At 66.9% G+C, this 18,356-nt stretch carries 22 protein-coding genes and 1 pseudogene; 15 read left to right on the forward strand and 8 right to left on the reverse strand.

The features are described from left to right. The first annotated feature begins 2 nt into the window (after positions 1 to 2). Positions 3 to 200 (forward strand): DUF7550 family protein, encoded by a 198-nt coding sequence (locus OB916_RS10450; RefSeq protein ID WP_315909239.1) that lies wholly within the window; start codon positions 3 to 5, stop codon positions 198 to 200. Between the two features lie 144 nt (positions 201 to 344). Here OB916_RS10450 and OB916_RS10455 read toward each other — a convergent pair whose 3' ends face one another. Further along, complete coding sequence (locus OB916_RS10455; protein ID WP_315909240.1) at positions 345 to 737, reverse strand: helix-turn-helix domain-containing protein; 393 nt, start codon at positions 735 to 737, stop codon at positions 345 to 347. Positions 738 to 1,070: 333 nt separating this feature from the next. On the opposite strand from OB916_RS10455, the gene trxA reads away from it, so the two are divergent. Next, positions 1,071 to 1,472: a thioredoxin gene (gene trxA, locus OB916_RS10460; protein WP_315909241.1), complete on the forward strand. Its 402-nt coding sequence runs from the start codon at positions 1,071 to 1,073 to the stop codon at positions 1,470 to 1,472. A gap of 111 nt (positions 1,473 to 1,583) precedes the next feature. Beyond that, on the forward strand, positions 1,584 to 2,021 hold the full coding sequence (locus tag OB916_RS10465; RefSeq protein ID WP_315909242.1) for a MaoC family dehydratase: 438 nt from the start codon (positions 1,584 to 1,586) through the stop codon (positions 2,019 to 2,021). A gap of 18 nt (positions 2,022 to 2,039) precedes the next feature. On the opposite strand, the gene OB916_RS10470 is transcribed toward OB916_RS10465, so the two are convergent. Both OB916_RS10470 and btuC read right to left on the reverse strand, forming a co-directional pair. Next, complete coding sequence (locus OB916_RS10470) at positions 2,040 to 3,314, reverse strand: ATP-binding cassette domain-containing protein (RefSeq protein ID WP_315909243.1); 1,275 nt, start codon at positions 3,312 to 3,314, stop codon at positions 2,040 to 2,042. Then, positions 3,311 to 4,411: a vitamin B12 ABC transporter permease BtuC gene (gene btuC, locus OB916_RS10475; RefSeq protein WP_315909244.1), complete on the reverse strand. Its 1,101-nt coding sequence runs from the start codon at positions 4,409 to 4,411 to the stop codon at positions 3,311 to 3,313. Before btuC ends, OB916_RS10470 begins: the two co-directional genes overlap by 4 nt. Positions 4,412 to 4,472: 61 nt before the next feature. On the opposite strand from btuC, the gene OB916_RS10480 reads away from it, so the two are divergent. The 8 genes and pseudogenes from OB916_RS10480 (at position 4,473) to OB916_RS10515 (ending at position 11,284) form a co-directional block, all read left to right on the forward strand. Then, complete coding sequence (locus OB916_RS10480; RefSeq protein ID WP_315909245.1) at positions 4,473 to 5,642, forward strand: PGF-CTERM-anchored ABC transporter substrate-binding protein; 1,170 nt, start codon at positions 4,473 to 4,475, stop codon at positions 5,640 to 5,642. 7 nt (positions 5,643 to 5,649) lie between these two features. Then, complete coding sequence (locus OB916_RS10485) at positions 5,650 to 6,015, forward strand: hypothetical protein (protein WP_315909246.1); 366 nt, start codon at positions 5,650 to 5,652, stop codon at positions 6,013 to 6,015. Then, positions 6,012 to 6,730: pseudogene (locus OB916_RS10490) on the forward strand (cob(I)yrinic acid a,c-diamide adenosyltransferase). Before OB916_RS10485 ends, OB916_RS10490 begins: the two are co-directional and overlap by 4 nt. 25 nt (positions 6,731 to 6,755) lie before the next feature. Next, the gene (locus tag OB916_RS10495) at positions 6,756 to 8,288 is read left to right on the forward strand and encodes a cobyric acid synthase (protein ID WP_315909247.1); all 1,533 of its coding nucleotides are present in this window, start codon (positions 6,756 to 6,758) and stop codon (positions 8,286 to 8,288) included. Positions 8,289 to 8,320: 32 nt separating this feature from the next. Next, a complete protein-coding gene (srp19, locus tag OB916_RS10500; RefSeq protein WP_315909248.1) occupies positions 8,321 to 8,599 on the forward strand; it encodes a signal recognition particle subunit SRP19 in 279 nt (92 codons plus the stop codon). After that, entirely contained in the window at positions 8,599 to 8,829 is a 231-nt protein-coding gene (locus tag OB916_RS10505) for an H/ACA ribonucleoprotein complex subunit GAR1 (RefSeq protein ID WP_315909249.1), read from the forward strand. The genes srp19 and OB916_RS10505 overlap by 1 nt, the downstream gene beginning before the upstream one ends. Positions 8,830 to 9,007: 178 nt before the next feature. Continuing rightward, a complete protein-coding gene (locus OB916_RS10510) occupies positions 9,008 to 10,111 on the forward strand; it encodes a mechanosensitive ion channel family protein (protein ID WP_315909250.1) in 1,104 nt (367 codons plus the stop codon). 87 nt (positions 10,112 to 10,198) lie between these two features. Then, entirely contained in the window at positions 10,199 to 11,284 is a 1,086-nt protein-coding gene (locus OB916_RS10515; protein ID WP_315909251.1) for a presenilin family intramembrane aspartyl protease PSH, read from the forward strand. Between the two features lie 23 nt (positions 11,285 to 11,307). Here OB916_RS10515 and OB916_RS10520 read toward each other — a convergent pair whose 3' ends face one another. Further along, a complete protein-coding gene (locus OB916_RS10520) occupies positions 11,308 to 12,303 on the reverse strand; it encodes an ornithine cyclodeaminase family protein (RefSeq protein ID WP_315909252.1) in 996 nt (331 codons plus the stop codon). 341 nt (positions 12,304 to 12,644) lie between these two features. Here OB916_RS10520 and OB916_RS10525 point away from each other — a divergent pair, with 341 nt between their 5' ends. Beyond that, positions 12,645 to 12,815, forward strand: a complete 171-nt coding sequence (locus OB916_RS10525) for a DUF7331 family protein (RefSeq protein ID WP_315909253.1) — start codon at positions 12,645 to 12,647, stop codon at positions 12,813 to 12,815. A gap of 31 nt (positions 12,816 to 12,846) precedes the next feature. Here OB916_RS10525 and OB916_RS10530 read toward each other — a convergent pair whose 3' ends face one another. Together OB916_RS10530 and OB916_RS10535 are read right to left on the reverse strand one after the other, a co-directional pair. Continuing rightward, positions 12,847 to 13,269 (reverse strand): DUF3054 domain-containing protein, encoded by a 423-nt coding sequence (locus OB916_RS10530; RefSeq protein WP_315909254.1) that lies wholly within the window; start codon positions 13,267 to 13,269, stop codon positions 12,847 to 12,849. A 23-nt stretch (positions 13,270 to 13,292) separates the two neighbouring features. Beyond that, a complete protein-coding gene (locus tag OB916_RS10535; protein ID WP_315909255.1) occupies positions 13,293 to 13,868 on the reverse strand; it encodes a class I SAM-dependent methyltransferase in 576 nt (191 codons plus the stop codon). A gap of 75 nt (positions 13,869 to 13,943) precedes the next feature. Here OB916_RS10535 and OB916_RS10540 point away from each other — a divergent pair, with 75 nt between their 5' ends. After that, entirely contained in the window at positions 13,944 to 14,468 is a 525-nt protein-coding gene (locus OB916_RS10540; RefSeq protein ID WP_315909256.1) for a GNAT family N-acetyltransferase, read from the forward strand. A gap of 17 nt (positions 14,469 to 14,485) precedes the next feature. Here the strand turns inward: OB916_RS10540 and OB916_RS10545 are convergent, their stop codons facing one another. After that, positions 14,486 to 15,091, reverse strand: coding sequence for a hypothetical protein (locus tag OB916_RS10545; protein ID WP_315909257.1), 606 nt, complete (start codon positions 15,089 to 15,091; stop codon positions 14,486 to 14,488). Positions 15,092 to 15,236: 145 nt separating this feature from the next. On the opposite strand from OB916_RS10545, the gene fen reads away from it, so the two are divergent. Both fen and OB916_RS10555 read left to right on the forward strand, forming a co-directional pair. Further along, positions 15,237 to 16,217, forward strand: a complete 981-nt coding sequence (gene fen, locus OB916_RS10550) for a flap endonuclease-1 (RefSeq protein ID WP_315909258.1) — start codon at positions 15,237 to 15,239, stop codon at positions 16,215 to 16,217. Positions 16,218 to 16,274: 57 nt separating this feature from the next. Continuing rightward, complete coding sequence (locus OB916_RS10555) at positions 16,275 to 17,318, forward strand: hypothetical protein (protein ID WP_315909259.1); 1,044 nt, start codon at positions 16,275 to 16,277, stop codon at positions 17,316 to 17,318. 24 nt (positions 17,319 to 17,342) lie between these two features. Here OB916_RS10555 and guaA read toward each other — a convergent pair whose 3' ends face one another. Then, positions 17,343 to 18,260, reverse strand: a complete 918-nt coding sequence (gene guaA / locus OB916_RS10560; RefSeq protein WP_315909260.1) for a glutamine-hydrolyzing GMP synthase — start codon at positions 18,258 to 18,260, stop codon at positions 17,343 to 17,345. Positions 18,261 to 18,356: the final 96 nt, after the last annotated feature.

Consider the following 18,356-nt stretch of genomic DNA (forward strand, 5'->3'; position numbering starts at 1 on the left):
ACATGGACGAGGAGACGACCCACGGCGACGGAGAACAGGCCGAATACGACCCGGAGAACGTCTCGCTGCCGTCGCGGGCACCGCCGTTACGGAGCACGGCTCCCCAGAGCGAGTTCACGACGCGACAGGTCGCGATCGGTGCGCTCGTACTCGCTGTCGGACTCGTCGTGGTGTTTGGACTGCCGGTAGCACTGGCGTGACGAGCGGTTAATTCACCGCGGCGTCGACTGACATGACGAGCGGTTAATTCACCGCGGCGTCGACTGACATGACGAGCGCCAGACTCGGCGCGGTGTCGACTGGCGTGACGAGCGATCAATCCGGAACGTCCACAGCGACGGTGGTTACTGTTCGACCGGCGTGGAGTCGCGATACTGCTCGCGGAACTCGCTGATGAGTTGTCCCATCTTGGCGTACCAGTCGTTGAGCACCCGCTGCATGTCGTCGGCGATCTGGTCCGGATCGGTCGGGTGGTAGACGTGGTAGTACCCACCCTGATCGTAGTTCACCTGTTCTTTCTGGATGAAACCCGACGAGAGGAGACGCTGGACCGACCGGTAGGCCGTCGAGCGCTCGCGTTCGACTTCCTCGGCGATCTCGTCGACAGTCAGCGGCTCCTCGGCGACCGATAGCGCCCGGAAGACCTCCTTGTCGAGTTCCTTGAGCCCGTGAATACATTCGAGAAGCCCCTCACAGTGCATATCCTGTGAAAGGTACTCGCTCATCGACTCTGGCATTTGTACTAGACTATTGGCGGACCCAGCCTAAAAGCCTTGTGAGTAATGTGCATTACCGCTAAATTCGCGCTATACTCACTCTCGACGACGAAATCGACAGTTCGGATGGCTTCCGGCCGGACGGATTGTCTGTGTTCATCGGCAGGGGACACGTCGCGTTCGGAACAGCGGCGCTCCGACCGTATTGCGCCGGCAGCGAATCTCTAAAGCGCTATCAGCACGCGAAGGAGAGTATCGCTCCGCGTAGCCACGGCCTGTGCCATACGTGCCCGTATAATATTGTACGATAAGGTCAAAACTATTAAGACGGGTGACCGACTACAGAGAGATACAATGAGTGAAGCAGACGACATCGAGGAGATCAAGCAACAGAAGATGCAGGAGTTGCAGTCCGAGGAGACGGACACACAGGCACCGGACGAGCCGATCCACGTAGAGAGCTCCGAGCACTATCAGGAGATCCTCGGAGACTACGACGTCGTCCTCGTCGACTTCTACGCGGACTGGTGTGGTCCGTGCCAGATGCTCGAGCCGATCACGGAGGACATCGCCGCCGAGACCGACGCCGCTGTCGCGAAGGTCGACGTCGACGCACACCAGCAACTCGCCGCGGAGTACGGTGTCCGTGGCGTGCCGACGGTCGTGCTGGCAGTCGAGGGCGAGACGGCCGAGCAGATGGTCGGCGTCCGCGACAAGTCCCACTACGTCGCCCAGATCCAGCAGCACACGAACTAGACGACCGCCGACCGGCCCCAGTGCCGTGGAGACGCTCCCAGCTTCGGACCGGCCGATCGTAGCAGTTTCTGCGACCCGTCGTTTTTTGACCGAACTAGCTGTAGCAGTCGTATGCCCATCTATTTCGAGGACCTGTCCGTCGGCGACACGGAGACGTTCGGCACCTACACGGTCACACGCGAGGAGATCGTCGAGTTCGCCCGCCAGTACGACCCCCAGCCGTTCCACGTCGACCCCGAGGCCGCCGCGCAGTCGCCGTTCGGCGGGCTAGTCGCCAGCGGCTGGCACACGACCGCGATGACGATGCGGGTGCTCGTCGACGGCTTCCTTGCGCGTGCCGCCACGCGAGGCGCGCTCGGCGTCGACGAACTCCGGTGGTACGACCCCGTTCGTCCAGGCGATACGCTATCGGCGCGGTCGGAAGTCCTCGCCACCGAGTCCTGGAGCGACGACTACGGGAAAGCCGACGTCCGCGTCGAGACGCGCGTCGAAGACGACGTCGTCTGCTCGATGATCGGGTTGATCCTGTTCGCGAAGCGAGAGTCGTGACGAAAACGGCAGCCACGATCAATCGTCGGCAGGCTGCTCGACCGGCCCTGCGGCAGCCTCGACCGCGGAGAGAACGTCGCCAGGATCGACGATCGTCGCTCGCTCCCGGAGCCGTTCGTATCGCTCGCGGGCACGGTCGCCGCTGTGGAGACGTTCCGACAGCGATCGCTCCTCAAGCAGGACGACTGCCGGCGCGCCCTCGGCGAGATCGAGCGTCCACTGGCGCGGGCCGATCTCGACGTCAGCGAGGACGACGACCGACGCGTCGCCAGCCAGTTCGTGTGCGGTCGCGACAGCGTCCGGATCAACGGGGCCGGCGGCCGGCGTCGTCACGATCGGCACGCCCAGCGACTCGGCCGTCTCGAACGCAACGTCGCCAGTCCGAAGGACGCCCGCGCTCGGCTCGTGGCCCACCCGCCGGAGGCTCGCGATCGCGTGCGAACCGATCCGTCCGCCGCCGACGACGTGGACGCGCCGCGCGTCGCTGACGACTGTTGCACGCCCCTCGTCGATATCGGCCCCGGCGGTCACGGTCGGCGTGCCGGTGACGGGATTCGTCGCGATCGCCGTCGTCGTCTCGAAGGCCGGATCGAGCGCCCCGGACCGGAGCACTGTCTCGGGCGGACCGACAGCCCTGATCACACCGTCCGACAGCAGCGCGAGCCGGTCGCAAAAGCGCGCTGCGAGTTCGAGGTCGTGGATCGCCGCCAGGCCCGCCCGGCCGTCGCCGACGAGATCACGGACGAGCCGGAGGATCTCGACCTGGTGGTTGACGTCGAGGCTCGCCGTCGGCTCGTCGAGCGCGAGCAGCGGCGTGTCCTGGGCGAGCGCCCGGGCGACGAACACGCGCTGGCGCTCGCCGCCGCTGAGTTCGTCGATCCGCCGGTCGCGCAGGTCGACAGTGTTCGTCAGCTCCAGGGCGTCCTCCACTCGGCGGCGGTCGCGTTCGGAGGTCCCGAACTGAGTGCGCCTGCGGTGGGGGGCGCGTCCCATCTCGACGACGTCCTCGACGCGAAACGCGAAGGAGACGCTGGTGTCCTGGGGGACAGTCGCGACGCGACGGCTCCACGCTTTGGCCGAACAGTCGGCCTGCCGGTCGCCGTCGACGCTGACGGTCCCGGCGTCGGGTTCGCGGACGCCGTTGATCGCCCGCAGCAGCGTCGTCTTGCCGGCGCCGTTCGGCCCGACCAGCCCGACGAACTCCCCGCGCCGGACCGACAGCGAGACCGAATCGAGGACGCGTGCCTCGCCGAACGCGACCGAGACGTCCGAGACCGAGAGTAGCCCGCTCACAGCTCGTGCACCTCCCGGCGACGGAGCAGAAACAGGAAGAAAGGCGCGCCGAGCGCGGCGGTGACGATCCCGACCGGGAGCTCCTGGGGGTTCGCACGGGCGAGCGTGTCGGTGACGACCAGAAAGACTGCCCCGGCGAGCGCGCTGGTCGGCAATAGCAGGCGGTGATCCGGGCCGACGACCAGCCGCATCATGTGCGGGACGATGAGGCCGACGAAGCCGATGACACCGGCGACGGCGACCGCAGCAGCGGTCAGCAGACTGGACAGCGCCAGCAGCAGGCGCTTGGTCCACTCGACCGGGATCCCCAGCGTGCGGGCGTCCTCCTCGCCGAGCATGAGCACGTTGAGATCGCGCGCGAACGGGACTAGCGCCACGAACAGGACGACGATCGCCGGCAGCGTCATCTCGACGTCTCCCCAGCCGGCACCGTAGAGGTTCCCCATCAGCCAGTAGACGGCCTCTTCGAGGCTCTCGCCGCTCTGCAGGAGGAGAAACGACACGACGGCGCCGAGGAACGTCTGGACGGCCACGCCGGCGAGCAACAGCGTCGCGACCGGCGTCCGGCCGCCCTCGGTCGCGAGCAGGTAGACCGCGAACGCCGTCACGACCGCGCCGACGAATGCCGCCGGCTGGAGTCCGAACGGAATCAGCGCGGGGAGCGCGATGGTCGCGACCGCACCCACCGCCGCGCCGGTCGAGACGCCGATGATCGACGGGTCGGCCATCGGGTTCCGGAAGAACCCCTGCATGACCGTCCCCGCGCCGCCGAGCGCAAACCCGACGACCGCTCCGAGGACGATCCGCGGCAGCCGCACCTCCCGAACGATGAGTTCGCTCGTCTCGGGCACGCTGAAGGCAAAGGGATAGGTATACTGGACGTCGATCGCCGGCCACGGCAGCGGGAGGCCGGCGAACGACGCCGTCCCGACCGAGAGGGACAGCCCCGACGGGACTCCGACCGCGTTCAGTGCCGCCTTCGTGACGACCGACAGGCTAAGCTCGACGGGACCGATCGTCGCGCTCACGAGCACGACCGCGGCCAGCGCCGCGAGAAGCGCGCTCGACCAGAGAGTGGCTCGGCGTCGGATCCGCATCTACTCCAAGTCTATTTGCTTTAGGTAAATATTTATTGGACTGTCTGTAACCGGGGGAGTGATGACACGATCACGGATCGCGGTCGTCGCGACGGTGCTGTTGCTGGTCGTCTCGACCGGCGCAGTCGCGGCGGACGCTCCGGCACAATCGGTCGCAGCGACAGAGGCACAGGCACTGCAGACCCACTCGGGATCGCTCGATCCGGGGCAGACAGCCGCGTCACAGACAGAGAGCTGTTCGTTCCCCGTCGAGGTGACGGACGCGACCGGTCAGACGGTCACGATCGAGGAAGAGCCAGAGCGCGTCGTCGCGATCGGTGCGAGCGTCGCCCAGACGATGTGGGCGATCGACGCCGAGGAGAAGGTCGTCGGATTGCCGACCGGGTACACGACGGCGTACCTGAACGGCTCCCAGAATCGGACGAACGTCCTCGGGACGAACATGAACCCGATCGTCGAGAACATCGTCGATCTCGACCCCGACGTGGTGCTGGCGGCGAACATCATCAGCGAAGACGACGTTCAGACGCTCCGTGAGAACGGCCTGACAGTCGTCTACTTCGAGGGGGCGAGCTCGATCGTGGACGTGACCGCGAAGACCCGCTTGACCGGCCAGCTCGTCGGTGCGTGCGCGGAGGCCGCAGCTGTCAGCGACGAGATGAACGCGACGGTCCAGGAGGTGCGCGCGAGCGCGGCCGACGGAGAGAACCCGACCGTCTACTACGCGATGGGCGGCGGCTGGACGGCCGGCCCGGACACGTTCATCGGTGACGTGATCGCGACGGCCGGCGGTGACAACATCGCGGCCGCGGCGGACATCCCGACTTACGGCGAGATCAGCGAGGAAGTGATCGCCGCGGAGGACCCGGACTGGATCGTCATGCCGGAAGGGGGGGAACTCCGCGACAGCGCTGCGATCGAGGCCACGACGGCCGTGCAGAACGACCAGATCATCAGGGTGAACGCGAACTTCATCAGCCAGCCCGGTCCGCGCGTGACCGGGCCGCTGGTGACGCTCTCGGAGGCGTTCAACCCCGATAGCTCGGCTGCAACCCCCACTGAAACGACCGAGGACGAGGAGACCACGACCGAAAGCGACGACACGACGGCCGGCGTCACCACCACCGACCAACCGACGACCGAGGCCGGAGACGGCTTCGGTCCCGGCTTCGGACCGGTCGCCGCACTGCTCGCGCTGGCCGCCTCGGGACTGCTCGCACACCGTCGCTGAGTGACGCGTGCAGCCTCACGACGCCACCTCCTTCGACTGCTTCGGTACGCTGCTTTCGGTCGATCGGCCGGCCGATCCAGCCGCTGCCGTCGCCGAAGGACTCGACCGGCAGGGGATCGACGTCCCCGAGGACTGGGCACGCGCCTACGCGGAGCCGCACCGGCAGGTCGAGCCCGGCAGGGAACGGTCGCTGGTCGGACACGTCGTCGACGCACTCCGGAGTCGCGGTCGTGATCCACCGATGGAGACCGTCCGGATGGGCGTGCTGGAAGGGGTCGAGTCGCGCTACGCCGACGAGCAGCCACCGACGAGCGTCGCAGACGCCGACTACGGCGCCGTCACTACCACGACAGCGGAGGTATTCGATCCATGACAGACAGCAACGATCGACGGCAAGGAGACGAAAACACGCAGTCAGCGAGCCACCACGCTGAGACGCCGGGCCGCGGTATCAGGCCCACCGCGGAGGGGATCGAGCCGCCGCACCCGAGGAATTCGGCCTCGTCCAGGCCTGGTACGGCGACGGCAAGGGCAAGACGACCGCCGCGCTGGGGATGGCCTTCAGGGCGGCCGGCCACGGCTATCGCGTCCACGTCCTGCAGTTCATGAAAGGCGGGGCCGACAGCGTCGAGGCCACCCGGGGCGAGTACAACGCCATCGCTCAGGTGCCGGGCCTGAGCTACGAGAACAGCGGCCACTACGGCTGGCACGGGCTGCTCGACGGCTCCAGCGACGACGAACACGCCGCGACGGCCGAGGCGGCTTTCGAGCGCGCCCGCGAGCTCGTCGACACCGCTGGCGAGGCGGACCTGTCGTCCCCGCTGGCACTTGACGGCGATCCCGAGGCCGGCGTCCACATGCTGATCCTCGACGAGGTGCTGTACGCGGCCAACCGGGGACTCGTCGATCCCGAAGACCTGCGGACGCTGATCGACGCCCGACCCGACGGTCTGGAACTCGTACTGACCGGTGGGCACGAGCGACCCACGTACCTGGAGGGGGATGTCGACCTGTTGAGCCACGTCAGCGCCGACCGCCACCCCTTCGAGGCGGACGGCCAGCGCGCCCGGAAAGGAACGGAGTACTGATGTCCGGAGTGCGGTGACCCCTCGAATGACGACGACGCTTCTGGTCGCCGGGACGGCCAGCCACGTCGGCAAGAGCACCGTCGTCGCGGGACTCTGCCGACGGCTGGCCAGCGAGGGGGTCGACGCGGCTCCCTTCAAGGCCCAAACGATGAGCAACAACGCCCACGCGGCGGTCTGTGTCGGTAAGGACGCCGCCTACGGCGAGATCGGCGTCGCCCAGTACGTCCAGGCCCGGGCGGCCGGCGTCGTCCCGACGACCGATCACAACCCCGTGTTGCTCAAACCCCGCGGCGACGCCGAGAGCCAGGTGCTGATCGACGGCCGCCCCGGCGGGCACGTCTCGGCCGGAGACTACTACGAACACCGCTGGGAGCGCGCCCGCGAGGCGGCCGTCGCAGCCTACGAGCGACTGGCGGCCGACCACGACGTAATCGTCGCGGAGGGCGCGGGCTCGATCGCGGAGATCAACCTCCAGCATCGGGATCTGGCCAACGTCGAGACCGCGCGATTCGGGGACGCCGAGATACTGCTCGTGGGCGACATCGAGCGCGGCGGCGTCTTCGCGAGCCTCTACGGGACGCTCGAGCTCCTGCCCGAGGACGTCCGCGACCGGGTCGCGGGACTGGTGGTCAACAAGTTCCGCGGCGATCGATCACTGCTGGCCGACGGTATTGAGGAACTCGAAGCACGGACGGGCGTGCCCGTGCTGGGCGTGCTTCCCCACGATGATCCGGGACTGCCCGAGGAGGACAGTCTCTCGCTGCCGGCCCGCGAGGGGTCGGCGGTGCGCGGCGGAGAGGACGGCGTGGCCGAGTCGCGAGCAGTGACGATCGCCGTGCCGCGACTGCCGCGGCTCTCGAACGCGACTGACCTCGATCCGCTGGCCCGGGTTCCGGGCGTGCGAGTGGCGATCCGGTCCCCGGACGCGACGCTCGCCGACGCGGACGCGGTCGTCCTGCCGGGGACGAAAAACACCGTCGACGATTTGCTCGCGCTCCGGGAGGCGGGCTTCGACGAGCGATTGCGAGCGTTCGACGGGCCGATCGTCGGGATCTGCGGCGGCTATCAACTGCTCGGCCAGGAGCTTCGCGGGGCCGACCGCGAGGGGACGGGTGAGCACGAGAATCTCCGTGGGTTCGGATTGTTGCCCGTCGTCACTCGCTTCGGCGACGAGAAGACCATCCGCCAGGTCATCCGGACGGTCGAGGGGGCCGGCCCGATCGACGGTGCGAGCGGGACAGCGACCGGCTACGAGATCCACGCCGGCGAAACGCGCGTCGAACGGCCGTTGCCGGCACCGATCGGGCCGGATAGCGCCGCGACCGAGGGAGTGCTCGGCACGTATCTCCACGGGGTGTTCCACGCGGAGTCCGTCCGCGAGGCATTCGTCGAGGCGGTCTTCGAGTGTGCCGGCCGAGAGCGGCAAGGGGGCGACGCGGAATCGCCGTCACCGTTCGATCGCGCGGCCGAACTGGTCGAGGGGATCGATCTCAGGAAGGCAGTCGATCTCGAGAGGGTCGAGAACGGCAGTGATCGACTGCGTTCGCCTGACCAGTAAGGCGTTTACGTCCGGCCCGCCCACCCGAATATATGGTCGAGAACGTCATCTGGCCCGCGGCCCTCGACGCGACCCTGACCCGCAGCGAGGGGCGACGGGTCGCCGAGGATCTGGCCGTCCCGGAACCGACGGTCGAGGAGATCGCCAAAGCCGTCCAGCAGGTGGGCTACGACGCCCGGATCGAACGCGACAAGACCTATCCTCGCGAGCACGAACCGCGCGGACGGGTCGTCGTCACGAACGCCGACGACGCGACCAAGAGCGACCTCCTGGGGGCCGTCGCAGCCTATCTCCAGGTCCTTCGCGAATGATGCAACGCGCCGGCACCGTCGAAGACGTCGCCCAGAGCGTCGCCGTCGTGCGCTGTCCCGACGAGGGACATCCCGATCTCGGGACGGCGCTGCTTGACCAGAACCTCGATACGGTGGGCCGGGTCGTCGACGTGTTCGGTCCTGTCGAGCGACCGTTCCTGGCGGTCTCGCCCGACGACGGCGTGCGCCTCGCTCCGCTCCTCGGGGCGGTCCTGTACTACCGCGAGTAGCGAAACCGAGAGATAGCCCGCGAGACAGCCCGGACAGGTCTTCGAGACATCTGTTCCCGTTGCGCGTCGCGTATGCAATGCTGTCAGCTGACGGCCTGTTCTGTCGGACCCATCCCCCGCAGTTCCGCCAGCGGATCGTGACGGCGGAGTTATCTGTTCTGGCCGCGACTCCCTCTGCATGGCAAACGCGGTTCCATATGTGGACGACCTCTGGTCGTGGATCCTCTCCCTCCCGCGATGGCAGGGATTTCTGTTGCTGGTGTTGGCGACGGTCCTGTTAGCGAAAGCCATTCAGGTCGGGGGAGACGTGCTGATCAGGCGGGTTACCCGTCGGATCCCGACAGACGTCGACGACGTCATCTTCGAGACGATCCATCCGCCGCTGTACGCCACAGTCGTCCTGACGGGCGGATACCTCGCCGTGCTCGTGCTCGGGATGGCACCCGACGTCAACGCTCAGGTCGAGGCGCTGATCCTGTCGATCCTGGCGGTGATGTGGGCGCTGACGCTGACTCGAGTCGGCCGGAAGGTCTCGAACGAACTCACCGAGAACAGCCACGTCAACACGCAGGTCGTCCCGATCTTCCAGAACGTCTGGAGCGTGATCGTCGTCGCCGTGACGATCTACCTCCTGCTCGCGCTGTGGAGCATCGACCCGACGCCGTTCCTCGCCAGCGCGGGGATCATCGGTATCGTCATCGGTTTCGCGGCCAGAGACACCATTGCGAACTTCTTCGGCTCGATCGCCCTCTACTTCGACGGGACCTACAAAGTCGGCGACTACATCGTCCTCGAGACGGGCGAGCGCGGCCGCGTCGAGGACATCTCGATCCGATCGACGGTGATCCGGACCCGTGACGACATGCTCGTCACAGTACCGAACAGCGTCCTCAACTCTGCGCGGATCATCAACGAATCGACGCCCGACCGCGAGCGCCGCGTCCGAATCGAGATCGGCGTCGCCTACGGGAGCGACACCGACGAAGTCGAGGGGACGCTCCTGGCCGTGGCCGACGAGGAAGCACTGGTGATCGACCGACCCAAACCCCGAGTCCGCCTGCGCTCGTTCGGTGACTCCGCGTTGCAGTACGAACTGCTGTGCTGGGTCAACGACCCCGTCCTCCGGGGGCGAGCGACTCACAAACTCAATACCGGAGTCTACAACGCGCTCCGGGCGGCCGACATCGAGATTCCGTTCCCCCAGCGGGTGGTGACGTTCTCCGAAGGAGACAGGGAGTCGCCGCCTACGACGGACCAGTTCGGTGAAGTCGACACCGAATGATGTGTTAACTCGATATGCTGCATGCGCGCAACGTCTCCCCGATCGCGACTCGCAGGTGTTATTCGGCTCGCTGTCGGATGGCCGTCCATGGAACAACGGACGCGAGCGGCCGTCGCCGCGCTCGGGATCGCCGCCATCTTCCTGCTGGTGCAACTGGGCGCACTCGCGCTCGTCGAGCCGTTCGAGCAGGCGGGGCTGCAGGCGACCGAGAATCCGCAAAACGCGACGAACAGCGTCATCTACGTCGGCGCGTTGCTGGTCATGACAGGGTTCATGCTGCTGGCGTTCAAGTACGACCTCGACGTCGTGATCCGAGGGCTGGTCGTCTTCGTCGGCGGATACATCGGCTTCATCGTCCTCGCGTCGATCGTCCCGGCATCGGTCGTTCCCGTCGCAGGGGCCAGCGCGCTCGCCTGGGCGGCCGCGGGCGCAATCGTCCTCGGACTCCTCGTCCATCCCGAGTGGTACGTCATCGACGCCGCCGGGATCGTGATGGGGGCCGGCGCGGCGGGGCTGTTCGGGATCTCTTTCGGCGTGCTCCCGGCGCTTCTGTTGCTCGGCGCGCTGGCAGTGTACGACGCGATCAGCGTCTACGGGACCGAACACATGCTCACGCTCGCCGAGGGTGTGATGGACCTGCGGATTCCTGTCGTGCTGGTCGTCCCGCTGACGCTGTCGTACTCGTTTCTGGAAGCAGACGCGCCCGACAGCGTCTCCGAGGCGGACGCGACGGATAGCATCACCGAGGCGGACGGCTCGGGAGAGGGAGGCGAAAATCCGGAGGACAGGCCGGATTCCGATGGCGAGTCTGATCGCGAAGAGACAGACGGGGAGTCGGATGCCGAATCCAGCGAGGAGGCGCTCGACAGAGAGGCGCTGTTCATCGGCCTCGGCGACGCCGTGATCCCGACCGTGCTGGTCGCGAGCGCGGCCGCGTTTGCCCCCGAAGCGGTTCCGGACGTCGTCGCCGGCGGGCTCGCGATCCCGGCGACGGCCGCCGGCGCGATGGTCGGGACGTTCGTCGGGCTCGCTATCTTGCTCCGGATGGTCCTTCGCGGGCGTGCACACGCCGGACTCCCGCTGCTCAACGGCGGCGCGATCGCCGGCTACCTTCTGGCTGCGGTGGCGAGCGGGCTCTCGCTCGCACAGGCGATCGGACTCGCGGGCGTCTGATCCCTCGCTTCGCTCGCCGGCGCCTAGTCCATCGCTTCGCTCGCCGGCGCGAACGTGATCGTCTGCCCCAGGTCGTCGCGATCAACTGCCGTTTCGTAGAGCATGTGAGCGGCGGCGACAGTTTCGATGGCCGTCCCGCCGCTGTCGAAGACCGTGATGTCGTCGTCGCTGGTGCGGCCGGGCGCGTTTCCGGCGACGACCTCACCCAGTTCCGCGTGGACGTGGTCGTCACCGATCGCTCCGTCCTCGCGAGCCTGGATGTACGCCCCGGCGTCCTGTTCGGTCCGCGCGCGCAGGTCAGGGACGTACGTTGCCCGTGCGACCGCTGTCGCGTCGAGTTCGCGACGCTCGGGGTGGTACTGACCCATCGCCGTCACGTGCGTGCCGGGTTCGAGCCGGTCACCGTCAAAGAGTGGTTCGCTGGATCGGGTCGCGGTGATGACGACGTCGGCGTTTTCGAGGACGGCCGCGGGCGAGGCGACGGCAGCGACGGTCGCGTCGAGTTCGGCGTTCATCTCGGCGGCGAACGTTTCGCGGTGGTCGGGCGTCGGGGAGTAGACGGCCACGCGATCGAGGTCGCGGACGGTTGCCGTCGCCCGGAGCTGTCCCCGTGCCTGCGTGCCGCTGCCGAACAGTCCGACCGTACTGGCGTCCTCACGGGCGAGCGCGTCCACGCCGACGGCCCCGGCTGCGCCGGTCTTGTAGGGGTTGAGATGTGCCCCGTCGAAGACTGCCAGCGGCTGTCCCGACTGGGAATCGTACAGCGGCAACACGAAGTGGGCGTCCCCGTCGCCGAATCCGGCGGCGTAGGTGTACCCGCCCATCGCACCCGTCTCCGGGAGGACCGCGAGATACCCCGTCAATAGCCCTGGCGGATCCTCGTTGGTCAGTGCGGTCCGTGGCTCGGCCGGTGCGCCCTCGCCGCGCTGGCGATACCCCTCGCGAACGGCCGTGACGTACTCGGCCGGCGTCGCGAGTCCACGCGTCTCGCTGCTCCGGTAGAACGGTATCTCGATCATCTTGCGACTGTTGGCCTCCCATCCTTGTAGGTGTAGTCCCGTTCGGGAAACCGGCCAGGTGTCGTGCCGTCGATCCGGGAGCCGTCGGTGACGGTCAGCGCGGCACGAGACCGATTATCGAGCGCGATAACGGGCGTAGCGGTCGAAAAGAAAGCTATATCTGCGAGGACTAACGGACAACCGCCGACATAGAAGATCAGCCACCCGATCGTCGAGATCCGTCTCGAAACCGTCCGAAACTACTGTTTTATCGAATGATAATTTGGGGAGAGCGCTTATACGGGAAGAGAGACGAGTTGTGGATGGAGGCAGTGAGACGGAAACCCCGTCCACGACGCACAATGAGCGGCAATGCCACGGACAACACGGACGGGCCGGTGACGGACGACGACCAGTCTCAGCGATGCGCCGAGTTGACACTCGATGACGACGCGTTCGTCATCTACGATCGGGAGAACCATCAGGCCTGGATCCAGTCGACCGTGGCGGTCCCGATCGAAGATTATCGGTAGGCATCCCCAGTGGACGATCGTTTTCTGCCGACTACTCGCCGTACAGCAGCGCCATCGCCGTCCGCCAGGGGACCAGCAGCACGAGTCCGACGGCCATCGAGACGGCGACGAACGAGAGCTGAACGCCACCGCGGACGAACGGCAGCGCCCGGATCGCCATCGCGATCAGGACCGCCATGATCCAGGCGGGGGTCGTCCAGGAGATCGCCCGCAAGGGAAACTTCCAGGCGTCAGTCGTATAGAGTCCGCCGACGAACGTCGCGATCACCCAGCCGAGCAGAAACGGAACGAACGCTTCGACGGCCCGAACCGGGTACTCCCACGGCGGGGAACCGTGCGTTATCTCACCGATCGCGACGAACAGTGCAATCAAGGCGACGTCACCGAAGGCGACCAGCACGGACAGTCGCGTCCGATCGACCCGGCGATCGAGCTCATCGACCACCTGTGACATATCTGACCTCTCGAACGCCGGGCCTATGTGCCTTCGCGTTTCGGGACGACCGCCGCGACCGTGTACCCGAACCCACCCTCGATGAGGTGGGTCTCGAACCCCACGTCTTCGAGCTGCTGCCGGAGTTGGGCGGGCGAGACGAACGCCGAGTCGAACCCGACGAGTCGCTCGCCGAACGCCAGCACCCGACCCGGGACGGTCGTCGGGTCGAAGTCGCTGATCACGAGCACGCCACCCGGCGCAAGCACGCGATACGCCTCCTCGAAGACGGTGTCCCACTCGTAGATGTGATGGAGCGCGTCGACGATCGTGATCGCGTCGACGGCGTCGGTCGCGAGCGGGAGTCGTCCGGCGTCGCCCTGGACGCTCGGGAGCGTCGTCTGCGCCAGCATGCCACGGGATGCGTCGAGCACGAACCGACGTTCGACGCCGAGTGCTCGCGCCGCGCGCCCGGTCCCGCCACCGACGTCGACCAGGCGTTCGACGGGTCGTCCGGCGTGTTCGAGTCCGCGAGAGAGGGCAGTCGCCTTCGCGCCAGGCATAAACAGATCGTAGTAGCGCGCGAACCGGTCGAAGAGAGCGACGTCGCCAGTGGACATACGACAGAGAGGGCCCGGACGAGCAAAAGGGACGCGGAGCAGTACGTCTTTGCCGCCGGAGGGCCTGGCGGGCGTATGGAGTTCGAACTGCTCGGCTGGCCCGCTGACGGACCGACGCTGCGGCTCGACTACGAGCAGTTCAGCTACGCCGGGAAGTTCGTCATGTCTTCGACCGGTAAGGCCGTCGTTCGCGAGGCCGACGAGATCGTCGCCGCGGCGGCGTTCGACGCCGACCGGACAGACGACTCGACGCTTCGGATCCGGTACGTGACGGTGCGGCGCGACCGACGGAGCGAGGGGATCGGCTCGCGGCTGCTCCGGACGGTCCGTGGTCGGGCCGCTGACCACGGCTTCGATCGGGTCGTGGCCGCCGTAAACAATCCCTTCGCCTACGAGGCCGCCTCGAAGGCCGGGTTCGGCTACACGGGCGAGCAGACGGGGCTGACCGAACGCGTCATGGCCTGGCCCGACCCGGACCGGGAGACACGGTACCGGGAAGGGATGGAAAGCTTCCGCGAGGACGACCTCGAACCGGACGCGGTCGCGTTCGTCGATTCCCGCGAGACGGCCCCGTCGGTCGTCGACCCGTTCCCCGGGTGAAGCGCGCGCTACGGGCGTTAGTCCATCGCGTCTTCGTCGATCGGTGCCGACTCGAACAGCCGCGAACCACACCCGTCACAGTCGACCGCCGCGACCTGGTAGCTGCCACAGCAGGACTCGACGGTCTTCGTGTCGAAGACGACCTCTGTCCCGCACTCGGGACAAATCTCCAGGAACAGCCGCAGCCCCTTCAGGAGGCGACTCCGGTCGGCGACCGGCAGCTCGTGCCACGCCTGGAGTCGGTCCTCGAGCAACCGAGCGGCGGCCAGGTCCGCGTAGAAGGCGGCCTCCGACTCCAGTGAGCCGATGAGGGCGCCGTCGATCGTGATGCGGAAGGCGTCGTTGACGGCCTCGAGTTCGACTTCTCCGTCCGAATCGATCCCCATGACGTCGACCAGTTCCTGCCTGTTGGCGTCTTCGTCGGCTTTTACGTCCTGGATCTCTGCCTGCCAGGCCTCGTTGAACGTCGAGGTGACCTGCAGGTCGCCCGAGGACGCCTCCTCGAGAGCCCCTGCCGCGAGCAGTTCGGCCTCGGGATCCTCGACTCTCGGACCCTCGGTAGCCCCCCCATCGGTTCGAACAGGTTGTCGTGACGATCCCGAACGTCGATCTCGATCCGTCATATGCGTCGGATTGAACGCCCACTCTTGTAAGTTAATCCTCTTTACCGGAATTTCGAGGCGAAGGCCTGCGCTTCAGCGCCGGGTAGATGGCAACAGTGGGCCTGCGTCAGGGGATTCAAGCCGCTGTCCGTCCTACAGTCGATCGATGGGAAACGCAGCGCTCCGCGAGTTGGCGGTCATCGAGGACGTTCCGTTCGCCGACCTGCAGGGTTCGGTCGTCGCCGTGGACGCCCACAACTGGCTGTATCGGTATCTGACGACGACGGTGAAGTGGACGCGCGACGAGATCTACACGACGAGCGACGGCGAGGAGGTCGCCAATCTCGTCGGCGTCGTGCAAGGGATCCCGAGGTTCTTCGAGCACGACCTGACGCCGGTGTTCGTCTTCGACGGCGCGGTCACCGAGCTGAAAGACGACGAGGTGCAACAGCGACGCGAGAAACGCGAGGCCGCCGAGCAGCGCCTCGAAGAGGCGCGCGAGCGCGGCGACGAACTCGCCGTTGCACGCCTGGAGAGTCGAACGCAGCGGCTGACCGAGACGATCGTCGAGACGACCCGCGAGTTGCTCGAACTGCTGGACGTGCCGATCGTCGACGCCCCCGCGGAGGGCGAGGCCCAGGCGGCCGTGATGGCTCGCCGCGGCGACGTCGATTACGCCGGCACGGAAGACTACGACGCCCTGCTGTTCGGCGCACCGCTGACGCTCCGGCAGTTGACCAGCAAGGGCGATCCCGAGCTGATGGTCCTGGACGCGACGCTTTCCGAACACGATCTCACCTGGGAGCAGTTGATCGACGTCGCGATCCTCTGTGGCACCGACTTCAACGACGGCGTCTCCGGCTACGGGCCGAAGACGTCAGTCAAAGCGATCAGGGAGCACGGTGATCTGTGGGGCGTCATCGAGGCCGAAGGTCTCCAGATCGAGAACGCCGACAGGATCAGACAGCTCTTTCGCGACCCGCCGGTCGTCGAGACACCGGAGCTAGATCTCGATATCTCGCCCGACGTGGACGCGGCCCGCGAGTACGTCACCGAGACGTGGGAAGTCGATCCCGAGGAGGTCGAGCGCGGGTTCGATCGGATCGAGGAGTCGCAGGTCCAGACTGGCCTCGACCGGTGGTCGTGACGGTCGCGGGCTGGCCGGTCGCAACACTCACCAACGGTCGAAGCCGAACGTAGCCCCATGTACCAGGTGCGTTCCCCCGGCGCGGCGGTCCTGTTCGGCGATCGGACGCCCGACAGCGACGGCTACGCGCTAGCGGTAGCGACCGATCGATCGACGACGATGGAAGCGAAGCCGGCCGAGGACGTGACCGTCTCTCTCGGAGACGACACGCGGGCGTTTGCGACCGCGGATCCACAGCCGGCCGGCGACTGGGCGGATCCGATCCGTGGCTGTTACGCCGTACTCGCGGACGCCGGGTTCGAGCCCGGCGGATTCGAGGGAGTCGTCGACGGTGAGCTGTTCGGGTCGGACGCGACAGAAGGGGGTGTCCCCGCCGACGCAAACGCCACGTCGAGCCTGGAGCTTGCAGTGTTGGCGTTGCTGGGGGCGGCCTACGAGCTGGACCTCTCGCGTCTGGAGATCGCCCGACTCGCCCGGCGCGTCGAAACCGAGTTTCTCGGACGCGACCGTCCGACCGCCGCGCCGTTCGCGATCGCGCTCGGGAAAGCCGGCTCGGCGCTCTTTCTGGACGCGGGCGAGGGCACCTACGCCCGGGTCGCCGTGCCGAACGGGCTACAGATACTCACGGCTTCGACTGGCACGGACTCGCCCGCGCCAGGTGCCGGCGAGGACGGCGACAGCGTCCGGCAGGCACTGGAGGAGCTCGGCGTCGAGTCCTCGCCGGCGGTCGATTTGACGATGCTCCCCAGGCTGGACAGTCCCGGAGCCGATCGGCTGGGATATCTCGTCCGGGAGAACGCCCGCGCGAGTCAGGCGGCGACGGCCCTGGACGACGGCGAACTCGACCGCTTCGGCGAGTTGCTCGATGAAGCACATCACGATCTGGCCGAGAACGTCACTGTGGACGCACCTGGGGCCGAGCAGATCGTCGAGACGGCAAGAGAACACGGAGCCGACGGTGCGCGAGCGATCGGAGCGGACATCGTCGTGGCGGTCGAGAGCGATCGGGCGCCGGCACTGCTCGAAGCCATCGAGACCGGGAACGAGCTCCGGGCGAGGCTAGTCGATCCGGCCGACGGCGTCGTCGTCTCCGAAAAGTAGGGGATCACATCGGAGCCGCCGATGTCACTCGTACTCGATGGTCGCCGGCGGCTTGTGGGTCACGTCGTAGACGACGCGAGCGACGTTCTCGTGGGAACCGGTGATACGAGACTGGATCCGCTGGAGGGTCTCCCAGTCGATTTCCTGGGCGCGGGCGGTCATGCCGTCACGGGATTCCACGGATCGGACGGAGACGACCCAGCCGTGGACGCGGTTGTCGCCTTTTACGCCCGTGGCCTTGCCGATAACCGCCGCCAGCGCCTGCCAGGGTTCGTACTCTGCTAACTCTTCCTCGACGACGTGGTTGGCCTCCCGGGCGACCTCGAGTTTCTCGTCGGTGACCTCGCCGATGATCCGCACCGCGAGTCCCGGTCCGGGGAACGGCATTCGCTCGGAGATTATCTCTTCGAGGTCGAGTTCGCGGGCGACCTCCCGGACCTCGTCCTTGTAGAGGTCGCGCATGGGTTCGACGATCCCCTCGAAGTCGATCCGCTCGGGCAGACCGCCGACGTTGTGGTGGGACTTGATCGTCCCCTCCGATTCGATCCGATCGGGGTAGATCGTCCCCTGGACGAGGTAGTCGGCATCGACATCGCGGGCGACTTTCTCGAACTCCCGGATGAACTGCTCGCCGATGATGTGACGCTTCTCCTCGGGATCGGTGACGCCCTCGAGTTCGTCGAGGAAGCGGTCTTTGGCGTCGATGATCCGCAACGAATCCATGTACTCGAAGGTCTCGCGGATCTGGTCGGTCTCGCCTTTGCGCATGAGACCGGTGTCGACGTAGACGGCGGTCAACTGGTCGCCGATGGCCTCGTAGGCCAGCGCGGCGGCCGTCGAGGAGTCGACGCCCCCCGAGAGACCGATGACGGCGTTTTTGTCGCCGACCTCGTCGCCGATCTCGTCGATCTTCTCGTCGATGAAGCTCTCGACGTCGACCATCAACGACCACCTCTCCAGCCCTGAACCCGGCGAACGCTGTCGTTGTGCATATCACCACTCGCCGAGGGACGACCAAAACGGTTGTGAAACCCCGGG

Origin of the sequence: Halapricum hydrolyticum, assembly GCF_025517535.1 — an archaeon.
In the GTDB taxonomy this organism is placed as follows: domain Archaea; phylum Halobacteriota; class Halobacteria; order Halobacteriales; family Haloarculaceae; genus Halapricum; species Halapricum hydrolyticum.

Coding starts and splice junctions, on each gene's coding strand:
- OB916_RS10450 (WP_315909239.1), top strand. CDS start 3: ATGGACGAGGAGACGACCCACGGCGACGGAGAACAGGCCGAATACGAC.
- OB916_RS10455 (WP_315909240.1), bottom strand. CDS start 737: ATGCCAGAGTCGATGAGCGAGTACCTTTCACAGGATATGCACTGTGAG.
- trxA (WP_315909241.1), top strand. CDS start 1,071: ATGAGTGAAGCAGACGACATCGAGGAGATCAAGCAACAGAAGATGCAG.
- OB916_RS10465 (WP_315909242.1), top strand. CDS start 1,584: ATGCCCATCTATTTCGAGGACCTGTCCGTCGGCGACACGGAGACGTTC.
- btuC (WP_315909244.1), bottom strand. CDS start 4,411: ATGCGGATCCGACGCCGAGCCACTCTCTGGTCGAGCGCGCTTCTCGCG.
- OB916_RS10480 (WP_315909245.1), top strand. CDS start 4,473: ATGACACGATCACGGATCGCGGTCGTCGCGACGGTGCTGTTGCTGGTC.
- OB916_RS10495 (WP_315909247.1), top strand. CDS start 6,756: ATGACGACGACGCTTCTGGTCGCCGGGACGGCCAGCCACGTCGGCAAG.
- srp19 (WP_315909248.1), top strand. CDS start 8,321: ATGGTCGAGAACGTCATCTGGCCCGCGGCCCTCGACGCGACCCTGACC.
- OB916_RS10505 (WP_315909249.1), top strand. CDS start 8,599: ATGCAACGCGCCGGCACCGTCGAAGACGTCGCCCAGAGCGTCGCCGTC.
- OB916_RS10510 (WP_315909250.1), top strand. CDS start 9,008: ATGGCAAACGCGGTTCCATATGTGGACGACCTCTGGTCGTGGATCCTC.
- OB916_RS10515 (WP_315909251.1), top strand. CDS start 10,199: ATGGAACAACGGACGCGAGCGGCCGTCGCCGCGCTCGGGATCGCCGCC.
- OB916_RS10520 (WP_315909252.1), bottom strand. CDS start 12,303: ATGATCGAGATACCGTTCTACCGGAGCAGCGAGACGCGTGGACTCGCG.
- OB916_RS10525 (WP_315909253.1), top strand. CDS start 12,645: ATGAGCGGCAATGCCACGGACAACACGGACGGGCCGGTGACGGACGAC.
- OB916_RS10530 (WP_315909254.1), bottom strand. CDS start 13,269: ATGTCACAGGTGGTCGATGAGCTCGATCGCCGGGTCGATCGGACGCGA.
- OB916_RS10535 (WP_315909255.1), bottom strand. CDS start 13,868: ATGTCCACTGGCGACGTCGCTCTCTTCGACCGGTTCGCGCGCTACTAC.
- OB916_RS10540 (WP_315909256.1), top strand. CDS start 13,944: ATGGAGTTCGAACTGCTCGGCTGGCCCGCTGACGGACCGACGCTGCGG.
- OB916_RS10545 (WP_315909257.1), bottom strand. CDS start 15,091: ATGACGGATCGAGATCGACGTTCGGGATCGTCACGACAACCTGTTCGA.
- fen (WP_315909258.1), top strand. CDS start 15,237: ATGGGAAACGCAGCGCTCCGCGAGTTGGCGGTCATCGAGGACGTTCCG.
- OB916_RS10555 (WP_315909259.1), top strand. CDS start 16,275: ATGTACCAGGTGCGTTCCCCCGGCGCGGCGGTCCTGTTCGGCGATCGG.
- guaA (WP_315909260.1), bottom strand. CDS start 18,260: ATGGTCGACGTCGAGAGCTTCATCGACGAGAAGATCGACGAGATCGGC.